General features: G+C 44.9%; 11 protein-coding genes and 1 pseudogene. 8 read left to right on the top strand and 4 right to left on the bottom strand.

What is annotated here, in order from left to right; translation table 11 throughout:
* Positions 1 to 210: 210 nt before the first annotated feature.
* From LAY57_RS16895 to LAY57_RS16905, 3 genes are all read left to right on the top strand, one after another.
* Positions 211 to 1,749, top strand: coding sequence for a SagB/ThcOx family dehydrogenase (locus tag LAY57_RS16895; protein ID WP_249067955.1), 1,539 nt, complete (start codon positions 211 to 213; stop codon positions 1,747 to 1,749).
* Between the two features lie 273 nt (positions 1,750 to 2,022).
* Complete coding sequence (locus LAY57_RS16900) at positions 2,023 to 2,388, top strand: response regulator transcription factor (protein ID WP_249067956.1); 366 nt, start codon at positions 2,023 to 2,025, stop codon at positions 2,386 to 2,388.
* 45 nt (positions 2,389 to 2,433) lie between these two features.
* The gene (locus LAY57_RS16905; RefSeq protein WP_249068016.1) at positions 2,434 to 3,042 is read left to right on the top strand and encodes a Uma2 family endonuclease; all 609 of its coding nucleotides are present in this window, start codon (positions 2,434 to 2,436) and stop codon (positions 3,040 to 3,042) included.
* Between the two features lie 286 nt (positions 3,043 to 3,328).
* Here the strand turns inward: LAY57_RS16905 and mnmE are convergent, their stop codons facing one another.
* On the bottom strand, positions 3,329 to 4,723 hold the full coding sequence (gene mnmE, locus LAY57_RS16910; RefSeq protein WP_249067957.1) for a tRNA uridine-5-carboxymethylaminomethyl(34) synthesis GTPase MnmE: 1,395 nt from the start codon (positions 4,721 to 4,723) through the stop codon (positions 3,329 to 3,331).
* A gap of 340 nt (positions 4,724 to 5,063) precedes the next feature.
* On the opposite strand from mnmE, the pseudogene LAY57_RS16915 reads away from it, so the two are divergent.
* A pseudogene (locus tag LAY57_RS16915) lies at positions 5,064 to 6,282 on the top strand (RNA-guided endonuclease InsQ/TnpB family protein).
* 250 nt (positions 6,283 to 6,532) lie between these two features.
* On the opposite strand, the gene LAY57_RS16920 reads toward LAY57_RS16915, so the two are convergent.
* Positions 6,533 to 6,847, bottom strand: coding sequence for a helix-turn-helix domain-containing protein (locus LAY57_RS16920; RefSeq protein WP_249067958.1), 315 nt, complete (start codon positions 6,845 to 6,847; stop codon positions 6,533 to 6,535).
* 170 nt (positions 6,848 to 7,017) lie between these two features.
* On the opposite strand from LAY57_RS16920, the gene LAY57_RS16925 reads away from it, so the two are divergent.
* The gene (locus LAY57_RS16925; RefSeq protein WP_249067959.1) at positions 7,018 to 7,452 is read left to right on the top strand and encodes a hypothetical protein; all 435 of its coding nucleotides are present in this window, start codon (positions 7,018 to 7,020) and stop codon (positions 7,450 to 7,452) included.
* A gap of 5 nt (positions 7,453 to 7,457) precedes the next feature.
* Here the strand turns inward: LAY57_RS16925 and LAY57_RS16930 are convergent, their stop codons facing one another.
* Together LAY57_RS16930 and LAY57_RS16935 are read right to left on the bottom strand one after the other, a co-directional pair.
* Positions 7,458 to 7,847 carry a nuclear transport factor 2 family protein gene (locus LAY57_RS16930; protein WP_249067960.1) on the bottom strand — a complete coding sequence of 130 codons (390 nt, stop codon included), beginning with the start codon at positions 7,845 to 7,847 and terminating at the stop codon, positions 7,458 to 7,460.
* Between the two features lie 15 nt (positions 7,848 to 7,862).
* A complete protein-coding gene (locus LAY57_RS16935) occupies positions 7,863 to 8,948 on the bottom strand; it encodes a M28 family peptidase (RefSeq protein WP_249067961.1) in 1,086 nt (361 codons plus the stop codon).
* A 288-nt stretch (positions 8,949 to 9,236) separates the two neighbouring features.
* Here LAY57_RS16935 and LAY57_RS16940 point away from each other — a divergent pair, with 288 nt between their 5' ends.
* From LAY57_RS16940 to LAY57_RS16950, 3 genes are all read left to right on the top strand, one after another.
* Positions 9,237 to 9,590, top strand: coding sequence for a hypothetical protein (locus LAY57_RS16940; protein ID WP_249067962.1), 354 nt, complete (start codon positions 9,237 to 9,239; stop codon positions 9,588 to 9,590).
* 264 nt (positions 9,591 to 9,854) lie between these two features.
* Positions 9,855 to 11,771 carry an alpha-amylase family glycosyl hydrolase gene (locus LAY57_RS16945; protein ID WP_249067963.1) on the top strand — a complete coding sequence of 639 codons (1,917 nt, stop codon included), beginning with the start codon at positions 9,855 to 9,857 and terminating at the stop codon, positions 11,769 to 11,771.
* Between the two features lie 368 nt (positions 11,772 to 12,139).
* Complete coding sequence (locus LAY57_RS16950) at positions 12,140 to 12,712, top strand: EF-hand domain-containing protein (protein WP_249067964.1); 573 nt, start codon at positions 12,140 to 12,142, stop codon at positions 12,710 to 12,712.
* Positions 12,713 to 12,794: the final 82 nt, after the last annotated feature.

Raw genomic sequence — 12,794 nt, forward strand, 5'->3', positions numbered from 1 at the left:
CCCCTTGTCCCCCTTGTCCTCCTTGTCCCCCTTGTCCCCCTTGTCCCCTACATCACCAACGGGTTTTGACCACACCCGCCGTGCTTCGGTTTTAGTACAAACACAGTCACGGTTTTGCCCCCTAGCCCCATATTTGGGGGCTGTAAGTCCTAGATTAGTGGAGCAGGTCAAGCTAAGATCGAAGCAAAATAGAAGCGTCCTATAACTTGTATGGCAGAAGTGAAAGACTCTCTAGCTCAGCATTACCACGAGCGAACTAAATATGACCCCCAGACTATAGCTAGCAAGAGTCAGGGGTTGGATTGGTCGCGTCAGCCGGTGCCATTCAAGGAATACAAAATTGGCACTTCCTTTGACCTCAAACCCTATCTGAAAGAAGATTCAGAAGGGTTTGCGGGAGAGGAAGCGGCGGCGTGGTGGCGGCGTCTGTCTCGGTTGCTGTTTTGCAGTTACGGTTTGACGGCGAAAATGCCGACGATGATGGGAGATGCGATGTATCTGAGGGCTGCGCCTTCTGCTGGTGGATTGTATCCGGCTGAGGTGTATTTGATTTCTCGCGGCACACCGCTACTGCCGCCGGGATTGTATAATTACCAGCCCAAGACTCATTCGCTGATTCATTTTTGGGAAAATGAGGTTTGGAAGGGTCTGCAAGATGCTTGTTTCTGGCACCCAGTTTTAGATAGCACTCAGATGGCGATCGTGACTACAGCGATTTTCTATCGATCGTACTGGCGCTATCAAGACCGAGCTTATCGGCGGATTTATCTCGATACGGGTCATCTACTGGGTAATATTGAGTTAGCCTGCGCTATGAATGACTATCGCTCTCATTTGATGGGGGGATTTGCGGATGAGGCTGTCGATCGCTTGCTTTACTTGGATTCTGAGCAAGAAGGGACTATTGCAGTGATTCCCTTGGCAGACTTGCTGGATCTGAAGCAAAATTTACCCCTAGCTTCAACGGTGTTGCCTTCTGAGACTCAGACAAATTATCCTTTCTTACGGGATGGGGAACTGCTGGGATATTTCCATCGCGCTACGCAGATCGAGTTGTCGAAGCCGCCAAAGAAGATCGACATTGCTGCGGAAACATCGCTGGAGGATAAGTACAATTTTCCCTTCTGTCTGAAAGTTTCTACTGCTACGGCGCCGATCCATTGGGGAGAAAACCTGGAAGGACTTGAGGACACGATTCTCAGGCGTCGTTCCACTCGTGCTTATAGCGGTGCAAATCTGAGTTTGGATGAACTGAAAGCTTTACTTGATTTTACATACCAACCTTTGCACTATATCGACCAGGATTTGGATGGTTCTCCAGATTATTTCGATTTGAGTTTAATCGAGACATTTATCGCTGTGTCTGGGGTGGATGGGTTGGAGGATGGCTGCTATTATTACGCACCAGTAGCCCAAGAATTACGACAGATTCGCTTTAAAAACTTCCGGCAGGAGTTGCATTACCTGTGCTTGGGACAGGAACTGGGGCGCGATGCGGGGGCGGTGCTGTTCCACACGGCTGATTTGAAAACGTCTGTGGCGAAGTATGGCGATCGCGTCTATCGTTATCTTCACATGGATGCCGGTCATTTGGGCCAAAGGCTGAATTTAGCTGCGATCGGCCTCAATTTGGGCGTTAGCGGCATTGGTGGTTTTTTTGATGAGCAAGTGAATGAAGTTTTGGGCATCCCCGCTGATGAAGCCGTTCTGTATATCACTACTTTGGGGCGTCCGCGATCGCAAAACTGATTTTCCCGCTCAAAGAATATGTATGAAGCAGCAGAGGGGAGGGGGTAAGAGGGGAAAAATAATCATAGATAATCTTCTGGCCCGAAAGGAGTAACTATAGCTAGCTAGCCAAGCCATCTGAGTATGTCAACAGCAATTTTGCGTAAATTTTGGAAAATGCGATAATAAAACCAGGGGAAGTGGGTAAGTTCTATTTAACCAAAGAGTTATTAGACTCTCGATAGACTACGCCTTGCTCTTTATGATTGGAACTGAGTAACCAAGTAGCGAATTATGAGCAAAGTTCTGGTTGTGGAAGACAGTCTAACGCAACGGGAGATGATCTCAACTCTCCTGAAAAAAATTGGGCTGAAAGTTACAGTGGCTTGTGATGGTGTCGAAGCAATGGAACAAATTCAGGCGAATTGTCCCGATCTAGTCGTTCTGGACATTATTATGCCGCGTATGAACGGCTACGAAGTTTGCCGCAAGATCAAGTCTGACTCCAAAACCCAGAATCTAGCTGTGGTAATGTGTTCGGCTAAGAAGGAAGAGTTCGATCGCTATTGGGGGATGAAACAAGGTGCAGATGCCTATATCGCTAAGCCTTTTCACCCTCAAGAGTTACTTGGGACGGTGAAACAACTCTTACGCGGGTAGAGGCAAGAAATAAACTTGAATGTAGAATCATGAGCAGCAAACATGATAGTTCAATCACCACCGAAACTTATAACTGTCGATGAGTTTATTACGCATTATGGCAATAACTCTCGCTATGAGTTAATTGATGGGGAGTTAATTGACATGGAACCGACTGGACCCCACGAACAAGTAGCAGCCTTTATTGGGCGAAAGCTAAATGTGGAGATTGACCGCGAGGATATGGCTTACTTTATCCCACACCGATGTCTCATCAAACTTTTAGGGGCGGAAACTGCTTTTCGTCCTGATGTGATTGTTTTAGATAAAACTCGATTAGTAAATGAACCGTTGTGGCAACAAGAACCCGTGATTACTTTGGGGGCTTCAATCAAACTTGTGGTAGAAGTTGTCAGCACAAACTGGCAAAACGATTATGCCCGAAAGGTCGAGGACTATGCCATGTTAGGTTTGCCTGAATATTGGATTGTGGATTATCTTGGTATTGGTGGGAGAGAATATATTGGCAAACCTAAACAGCCAACCATTACAATTTGTACTTTGGTCGAGGATGAGTATCAAAAACAATTATTCCGAAGTGGCGATTTGGTTGTTTCCTCAATCTTTCCAGACCTGCGACTGGCGGCAAAACAAGTCTTCGTGGCAGGACAGTAAGAGCTATAGCTAGGGGCTAGGGGCTAGGGGCTAGGGACTAGGGAAGAGGTAAGAGGTAAGAGGTAAGCTGCTACGCATTTAATTTGTATGTTTAGCGGGAGTGGGAGAGTGGGGGAGTGGGGGAGTGGGAGAGGAATTGAAGGTTTGATTGCCGGATTAGAAATATCCGAATTAGATGCGTGTTAGCTTAAGAGGGTTGCGGAGTAAGGGATGGAAGAACCAAAGGTAAGAGTTGGAGTTGTCCTAACCAACTTTCGTCGGTTGCTATATCCTTATTAGTACTGCTCTATTTCCCAATACAAAAACGGCTGAAAATTCGGTCAAGTACTGATTCTGTAACTTCTTCGCCAGTGATTTCTCCTAGTGCTTGAATAGCACCGCGAAGGTCAATTGTCCAGAAATCTAAGGGGAATTGGTCATCAATTGTTTTTTGCACTTGTTGTAATGATATTTTTGCTTGTGTCAGTGCTGCTGATTGACGTTGATTAATTGCTAAATCTAAATCTGCTGCTTGGAGGTTGCCTGCATGAACGGCTTCTAGGATAGCAGTTTCTAAATCTTCAATCCCCTGATTGCGGGCGGCTACTGTGAGGATTTGGGATTTGGGATTTGGGATTTGGGATTGAAGAAGTTTCAATTTATCTTGTTCTAATAAATCGATTTTGTTGATGACTAAAATAACAGGACGATGTTTGACTTGTGTATAGATTTCCTCATCATCTGGCGTCCAACCAGCTTGGGCGTCTATGGTAAGTAATACTAGATCGGCATTATGGGCGACATTGCGCGATCGCTCTACGCCGATCTTTTCCACTACATCCACGGTTTCCCGAATCCCTGCTGTATCAAGTACTTGCACGGGGATTCCGCCCACCACCAGGGTCGATTCTACAACGTCGCGGGTGGTGCCGGGAAGGTCGGTGACGATCGCGCGATCGCTCCTACTCCAAGCATTCAGCAAACTCGATTTTCCCACGTTCGGACGCCCGACGATTGCCACTTTCAACCCGGTACGCAGCAGTTCTCCCTTGTCGGCAGTTGCTAAAATGCGAGTTACTTCTGCCAAAACTTGCTCAATTTGCGCTTTCACCACTTTCTCATCCAGTGGCGGCAAATCTTCCTCAAAGTCAATTCTGGCTTCAATTTCTGCCAATATATCCAAACAGGTGACACGCAACTGCCGAATTGGTTGGCGCAATTTCCCCTGTAATCCAGCTAAGGCTAATTGTGCCGCTTGGGGCGATTTAGCACCCACCAAATCGGCTATACTTTCTGCCTGAGTTAAATCTAGACGCCCGTTTAAGAAGGCTCGCAGGGTAAATTCTCCCGGTTGTGCCAGTCTAGCACCCTGTTCTATACACAGTTGCAATACCTGCTGCACGGCCATGATGCCGCCGTGACAGTGGAACTCTATCACATCTTCGCGGGTGTAGGAACGCGGGGCTTTCATGATCAGCAACAGCGCTTCATCGACTAGCTGTTGCGTCTGGGGATGGCGGATATAGCCATAGAGTATGCGGTGAGTTTCCCAGGGTTGACGCCCTGGCGCGTGGAAGAGGGTTTTGGCAATGTCGATCGCTTCTGAACCTGACACGCGCACAATGCCCACGCTGCCCTGTTGGGGGACAATTGCTGTGGCTAGAGCTGCGATCGTTGTGCCTGTTGCCAATGTCTGAGACATTTTATCGGATTTTAGATTTTAGATTGCAGATTTCAAATTTAAAATTTTAGATTCTCAAAACCGTTTTGGCGCTAAGATGCCATGCAAGTATAGCAACCGATGAGTCAGTTAGGACGTTCTTAATTCCTGAAACCCTTGATTTTAGCCCCTAGCCCCTAGCTATATTTGCCAATTTTTATCTTTTGCCTTTGACCGAAAAACGAGCTTTAGCCCCCGGCTTTAGACGTGGGGATGCAAGCGATTCGCGGTTTTAACCGCAGTCAAATATTACATTTTGTTACTAAACTATTAATTTTACGCTGTTCATGTCAGATTAAGGATAGGCAACAAAGGTCGAAACATGATAGTCTACGAGTTCAAACTCAAAGGAAAAGAACAGCAATATCAAGCCGTTGATGATGCGATCCGCACATCGCAATTCATCAGAAACAAATGTTTGCGTTTCTGGATGGATAATAAAGGCATAAACAAATATGACAACCGTGCTTATACGGCGGTATTAGCTAAAGAATTTCCCTTTGCGAATGAACTTAATTCGACGGCTAGACAATCTTCTGCCGAACGTTGTTGGTCAGGGATTAATAGATTCTTTGAGAACTGCAAAAAGAAGATTGCAGGTAAAAAAGGATTCCCTAGATTCAAGAAGAATCAACGTTCTGTGGAATATAAAAAGTCAGGATGGAAGCTTTCTGAGGACAGGAAGAGGATAACTTTTACTGATAAAAAAGGGATTGGTAGTGTTAAACTCGTCGGCACTTACGACCTACACTTTTACCAAGTTGAACAAATTCAACGAGTAAGACTGGTTAAAAAAGCCGATGGCTATTATTGTCAATTCTGTATCCAAGTAGAAGTTAAACAGACTTTACAACCTACGGGTAGAGCAATTGGTATAGATGTGGGATTGAACCATTTCTATACTGATAGCCAAGGTGAGAAGGTTGACAACCCACGATTTCTAAGAAAGTCGGAGAAGAAATTAAAGAAAGCACAACGTCAAGTTTCTCAAAAGGTTAAAGGCTCAAATAATAGAAAGAAAGCTATTAACCATTTAGGTAGAACGCACTTAAAAGTATCACGCCAGCGTAAAGATTTTGCTGTGAAATTAGCTTTCCGGCGTAGTGATGTCTAATGACATCGTGGCGGTGGAGGACTTAAAGGTGCGAAACATGGTGAGAAATCATTGTTTAGCTAAATCAATTAGTGATGCCGCTTGGTCACAATTTAGGGAGTGGCTGCAGTATTTTGCGCTTAAGTTTGGCAAGATTGTTGTAGCCGTTCCGACTCATTTCACGAGCCAGAATTGTTCTGGTTGTGGAGAAGTTGTGAAAAAATCCCTATCTATTCGCACCCACGTTTGTAAATGTGGGGTCGTTTTAGATAGGGATGAAAATGCCGCAATTAATATTTTAATTAAGGCATTAAGATTGCTTGGTTATGTTTCAAATACGGTAGGGCATACCGAAATTAACGCTTGTGGAGAGATGATCCTCTACTTAAATCTGGAAACAGCGTTTAAGCAAGATTGCTCATTGAAGCAAGAATCCCCGTCCCTTTAGGGCTGGGGAGTGTCAAGCAGAATATCTCCCACACGCAGGACTCCCTGTGAGTTGAATCGATACCGACCTGAACTTTGCCTCACTTGACTCTTGGCCACAGTCTCTAACTAAATCAAAGTAGGGTTATTTAACTTATTTATTCATTTTAGATCAATGAGACATTTACGTTATACAGCATACTGTATACAAGATATTTTTAACGTGGCCAAGTGCGATCGCACTTGGCCATTTACCAGACAATACCAATTTTCTATCTTTTTCCTTTGACGGCGGTGATTATTTCTTCCTTAACCAGCATTAATTCATACAATTCCCCTAGTGTATAAGTTCTACCTGTGTGGGGATTTTGGGGTTGTAGGGCTACCCGCAAGGTTTCCAGCGTATCGGCGTGAATTTTTGTTACACACCCATTTTCAATGTCACTGGATGTGCTTGGTGGAAGTCCGCAATAATTCTGCAAGTCTTGGAGACTCCAGCGCTTGGTTTCTCTGGCATCGTGAAGAATATCTCCAACACGCAGGATTCCCTCACGGTTGAATCGATAACGACCTGAACCTTGTTCCACTCTTCGCCTGCTCCCAGTTTTAACTTTAATCAATATAGGGTCATCTAAAACTTAAGTCGATCCATTACATTCTATGTCACAAGTCTTGACTATTATTACGCTATAGCGTAGAATATAAATATTCGTACTAGCAGATAAAGATAAAGGCCAGAAGGAAAAGGGAGAGCATCATGTACCGCAAGAGTCAACGCCGTCTCAAAAGCCAAAGCCTGATTGCTACCGGGAAAATCAACCCGATCGAATGGTACATATCCAAAAGTGAGGCGGCTCTAGCACTCAAAGACTTCGGTATTCCCGTAAAGGAAGTGAAAAAGGTACGCTGTCTGAAGCATCAAGTCTGCGTGTCGTACTGGAACATAAACGGAAAAGTGTGCTGTTCCTTTTTCAGCTATCGGATTTTCGAGCGTTGGCAAAAGGCAGTCGAAAGGCTAATTCACAATTGCCAAATTTTCGGGGAATGGGAGAGGCTGAGAGATATTATACAGTACGATATGTTGAAATTCCCTTATCCAGTAGAGATGGCCGATCGAATTTGGGATACATTGAAAAACCGTTGGCATCAGTTGAGGACAGCTGTGCGAGTAGCGGAAGCATTAGCAGTTTGAGGCTATCAACGCATCAAAGGACTACCGTGGTGATGGATTAAATACCACTTTCCACCTATAAACTCAAAGATATTTGTCGCCATTGATTGTGCTTGGGCTTTTCTGCGATCGCTTACTTGTAAAATATTCTCGATCAGGATAACATAAGCAATATTGTTGCGAACCTCCGTTGTCACAATATCTGTTTCAATTTCTAGGTATTGAGTATTTCTAAATATTGCCTCCCAAGAGGAGCGAATGTCTTTCCATCCTTTGAGTGCTTTGCGTCCGGGATGAATGCAAATGCTAACAGTTCCCTGCGACCAAACGGAACTCATCGCTTCCAGATCTTTTTTTTCAAAAGCTCGATAAAAAGCTGCGTTTGCAGCTAATATTTCCGTAGCCTGGTCGGTCATTTTTTTTACCTCGATCTAGTACGATCTGGATAAACGCGCAGTTGCCAAGTTTTCCCGACTTTCTAATAATGTAGCGGTGGCGTTGGCTACAATAGTTGCAGAGCCGAGGAAAAATTTGCGATCGATAGTTTCAAGTGTATCGCTCGATCGATGATAGTGAGGCGATCGAAAATTGGCAGTATCGGTAACGAACACCGCACCTATGCCCCGATACCAGAAAGGCGCGTGGTCGCTACGCAGCACATCAAGCATCCCCAAACCTTTTAAAGGTATGGGTAACATTAGTACGGGTGGCAACTCCGGTTGGTTAGACTGGCGGAAACTGTTGAGTAGGGGTAAATGTTCCGCATCGCCAAGTACCGCCAGAAAGTCTCCTTTGTCGCTGGGTGGAGTTATCGGTAAACCTTGGGGGTAACGCTGACATCCAGGTGTGTGACAAGCAAAGCCTACCATATCGAGAACGATCGCACCCTGCAAGTCAGTTAAATTTGCTGCATTGTTGGTAAATGCCAAACTGCCGATCAGTCCCTTTTCTTCCAAGTCGAAAAATGCCACCTGCAACGTCCGTGGTGTCTGACGTTTCCCCAAAACGCGGGCAACCTCTAAAACGGTAGCTACACCGCTGGCATTGTCGTCAGCCCCAGGAGAGCCTTTAACCGTATCGTAGTGAGCTGCTAGTAGAATGGTTCCAGCTTCTGGGTTGCGGCCCGATCGCTGTGCCACTACGTTAACACCACCCTGGAAAGATTGCAGCGTTGGCGACCATCCCGAAGCTTTCAAAACTTGGGTAATGTAGTTTCTGGTGCGAGTGCGATCGGCTTCAGTATAACGCTCTCTAGCTAAAGCTTTGATGTGTGCCAATAGCCGTTTGGCGCTCAAAGGTGGCGCAACAACAGTTTGCGGCGTTTGTGCTACAACCTTGTTCTCAGTCTTGTTGTTAGCTGTTTTCTGGTTTACTGAAGTTCCCAGTCCCCAGTCACCAGTCCCTTGCGTGGGGTGAGTGCGATCGCCAGTATTGCTAAACTGGTTGTGCAGCTGAATCATTACAACTGCCACAATTATAATCGGCAATGCCACCCAAATCGATTTTTTTATGGGCATATCAGTTCAGGAATGTCTTAATGCAACGTCTGACATCCTAGCTAATTTTATAAGAAACCGATTGACTGCGATGCTGCGACAGTTGTAACGCAGATCTGGCTGGCGAGTAACCATACAAAGCCGACAAAACCCTGAGTTTATAACACCGATGAAATAGGAACTTTGTGGCAAATTTTGACAAGGGCAAAGCCGATATAAAATAGAGTGAAAACCGCTACTAATATAGCTCCACAGTCATTCTAAATAACGTTAAAATAGAGATAAGTCACCAGATAATTGCTAAATAAAATGAAAGTACAATCATCGGTTTTAGTACATTTAGGATACGGTAAATATGTGCGATCGGATCAAGTAACCGCTGTAGTTCCGATCGAGTCAGAACGCGGCCCAGGACGACGCACATTCGTTCATGTGGAAGGACAAACCAACCCCCTGGTTGCCTCGCGGGCTGAAGATAGTATTGTGCGCGACTTGGTGCAAGAACCGCGTGAAGTTACCCAGTCTCGTCAGCAGCAAGAAATCCTGCAAGATTTATTAGTAGATTTGGCTAACATTAATGCGACAGTGCGCCGCATTAATCGCGACGAAGGCGGTTTAGATCTCGATCGCCTAGAGCGACGCATCCGGCAAATTTTAGAGTAGAGGGGGAGAGTGGGAGAGGAGAAAAGAAATAAAAATGTTCTTAGGTGAACAAAAGCATAGGAACTCCGAAAGAGCCGAACGATCGGCCTTTTCGCCCCCGCTTCCCGTCCCTCCTCACCATTAGTCTTAGGGTAGTTATAGCCCCGCAATATCTACCCTAAGACAGTAGAAAATTGCAGACCCAATCAGTAATACTCGCACGAATAATGCACTTTCGCTCTCTTCGGACGAAAAATACCTTCTACAGCAAGATAAAGGAATCTTATGGTATCTACCCCTCCTTCCCAAGCTTCGTCATCTCAATATGAAGTGGCTGATAGTTACAAACAAGTTGAAACCCTGGTATCGGAACCTAAACCAGAAATTGATATAGATTTAGAGTTTCTTTATACCAGAGACATAGAATTTCGTCAAGAAACGATTTATTTCATCGTTGTCGATCGCTTCCATGACGGCGATCCCGACAACAGCGAAGGGCCAAACCCAGAACTTTACGACCCAGAGGGAAAAGATTGGGGTAAATATTGGGGTGGAGACTTACAGGGAATTATTGACAAACTCGACTACTTAAAGAACTTGGGAGTCACAGCAATTTGGCTCACTCCCCTATTCGAGCAAGTGGAAGCATTGTTTATTAACAGTGCCGCAATTCATGGCTACTGGATTAAAGACTTTAAGCGCATTAATCCTCGTTTTATTAAAGAGGGTGAAAACCCTTCTCTAAACAAAACCCAAGATACCAGAGACACCGTTTTTGACAGGCTGATTGCCGAGTTACACAAACGTAAAATGAAATTTATTCTGGATATAGTGTGTAACCACAGCAATCCAGATTTCAGCGGCAACAAAGGCGTACTTTATGACGACGGTGTAAAAATTGCCGATTTCAACAATGATAAAAATGGCTGGTATCACCACTATGGTGAAGTAAGTAACTGGGAAGACGAGTGGCAGGTACAAAACTGCGAATTGTCTGGTTTGGCAACCTTCAACGAAAATAATTCAGACTACCGAGACTACATCAAATCAGCGATTAAACAATGGCTAGACCGAGGCGTTGATGCTTTGCGGGTGGATACCGTTAAGCATATGCCTATTTGGTTTTGGCAGGAGTTTAATGCTGATATCCAAACCTACAAACCCGATATTTTTATCTTTGGGGAGTGGATTTATAGCGACCCCAGAAATGAGCAATCGCTTGAATTTGCCAATTGCTCTGGGATGACAATCCTAGACTTTGGTCTTTGCGTAGCGCTTCGAGCAGCTTTGGGTCAAGGAGCAGAAGGGGGATTTCAACTGATTCAAGATGTTCTGAGCATGGATTCTCGCTACAACGGGGCAAACGAGCTAATTACGTTTATTGATAACCACGATATGCCCCGGTTCCAGTCGTTGAATCCAGACCCAGAAATGCTGCGGTTGGCGATCGATTTGATTATGACAACTCGCGGTATTCCCTGCATTTATTACGGCACAGAACAGTATCTCCACGACGATACAAATGGCGGCAACGATCCTTACAACCGCCCGAAGATGGAAAATTGGGACACCGAGACACCTGTTTATCGAGATATTCGGTTGCTATCAGGTTTGCGCCGACTCAATCCAGCAGTTTCTCTAGGAAGCCACTGGCACAAATACCTGACTCCCAATGTTTATTGTTATGTGCGGCGTTACCGCGATAACCGCTGTTTTGTGGCGATGAATCGGGGCAATGCTGTTACGATTGAGGCGGTTCATACAGATTTACCCGATGGAGAGCATACCGATGTTTTATCGCGACGCAAGTTGGAAGTTAAAGATGGATATTTGCATAACTTGGAACTAGGCTCGCGGGAAGTGGTTATTATCAGTCACGTTGGAGAGAGAGTTAAAGGGCAAACTATAGTGCGGGCGCAACTCAATGGCGTCAATACTCAGCCTGGTGAAAGGATTATCATAATCGGAGATTGCCCGGAATTAGGCAACTGGGATATCTCTAAGGGTTACGAACTGGAATACATCAATGAAAACACCTGGTTTGCCGAAATTCCCTTTGAAGAAAGCGCCGGAAGGCTGGTTACTTATAAGTACGCGATGTTGCGCGAAGGGCAATCGCCGTTGCGAGAAAATGTCGTCGGTCGTCGCTGGTTTGTAGCCAGTGAAGGCATGGTTAAATGGCGCGATGTCTGGGCTTGGTAGAAGTAGGGTGGGCAATGCCCAGCTTCCTCAACACTAGGGTGGGCAATGCCCACCTTTTTTACTTAAAATAAATTAGTAAATACTATAACCTACATTCCGCACCCTCAACTGTCACACCACGAATTTTTGGGGACTGGTGACTGGTGACTGGGTAGAAGAATTTCGGTATTTAAATGTGCTAAAAATTACAAAATACGCGCTCTAAATTCCGAAAAAACCGAATGTGACAGTACAGGGTGCGGAATGTGGGTTATAATTTGGCTTTGCATCTATCTCAACGTGGAAAAAATACTTGATAAAAGTACATAAATTTTGTGTTTTGTGGATCGTATAGGCATTATTCGCGTAATAGGTTGAAATCCTGTAGTATGGTACTTATATTCGACCATAGCAAGGAGAAAACATTGTTAAGCGAGTACCATAGAAAAAAGTTACTGCATCACTTTCGCTGTCTGGATGCCGATAATTCAGGTTTTATTGGGAAGGAAGATGCTGAGATTTTTGCTGAGAGGTTCGCCAAGCTCCGTAGCGCAGAGCCTGGTTCCGAGATTCACAAAGATGTGTTGTCTAAGTGGCTCTATATTTGGGAGAATTTTTGGTCTAAAGCAGATTTGGATGGAGATGGCAAGGTAAGCCCGGAAGAGTTTTGTCAGGGCATAGAGAAAGCGATTTCAAACCCAGATTTCAACGACCCTTTAATAGAGATTTTGTTTGACATTGTTGATTTAGACAGTGATGGTCATATATCGCAACAAGAGCATCGTCTGTTCTTCAGCGTGTTTGACATGGATGCGGAGAAATCAGCTTTTGTCTTCTCGAAGCTTGATATCAATCAAGACGGCATCCTAACTAAACAAGAGTTTGTTTCTGCTAAGAGAGAATTTTTAACTGAAAAGGAACCCGGTGCTACAGGCAACTGGTTTTGGGGTTCTGTGGATTAATGTACGCTCAAACGCAATAGAGGCGTAATATTACCGGAAAATATATAGCTTGGTAGAATTACGGTGGGCATTGCCCACCCTA

The sequence above is a fragment of the Argonema antarcticum A004/B2 genome (assembly GCF_023333585.1).
Classification (GTDB): Bacteria; Cyanobacteriota; Cyanobacteriia; order Cyanobacteriales; family Aerosakkonemataceae; genus Argonema; species Argonema antarcticum.

Coding starts and splice junctions, on each gene's coding strand:
- LAY57_RS16895 (WP_249067955.1), top strand. CDS start 211: ATGGCAGAAGTGAAAGACTCTCTAGCTCAGCATTACCACGAGCGAACT.
- LAY57_RS16900 (WP_249067956.1), top strand. CDS start 2,023: ATGAGCAAAGTTCTGGTTGTGGAAGACAGTCTAACGCAACGGGAGATG.
- mnmE (WP_249067957.1), bottom strand. CDS start 4,723: ATGTCTCAGACATTGGCAACAGGCACAACGATCGCAGCTCTAGCCACA.
- LAY57_RS16925 (WP_249067959.1), top strand. CDS start 7,018: ATGTACCGCAAGAGTCAACGCCGTCTCAAAAGCCAAAGCCTGATTGCT.
- LAY57_RS16930 (WP_249067960.1), bottom strand. CDS start 7,847: ATGACCGACCAGGCTACGGAAATATTAGCTGCAAACGCAGCTTTTTAT.
- LAY57_RS16935 (WP_249067961.1), bottom strand. CDS start 8,948: ATGCCCATAAAAAAATCGATTTGGGTGGCATTGCCGATTATAATTGTG.
- LAY57_RS16940 (WP_249067962.1), top strand. CDS start 9,237: ATGAAAGTACAATCATCGGTTTTAGTACATTTAGGATACGGTAAATAT.
- LAY57_RS16945 (WP_249067963.1), top strand. CDS start 9,855: ATGGTATCTACCCCTCCTTCCCAAGCTTCGTCATCTCAATATGAAGTG.
- LAY57_RS16950 (WP_249067964.1), top strand. CDS start 12,140: ATGGTACTTATATTCGACCATAGCAAGGAGAAAACATTGTTAAGCGAG.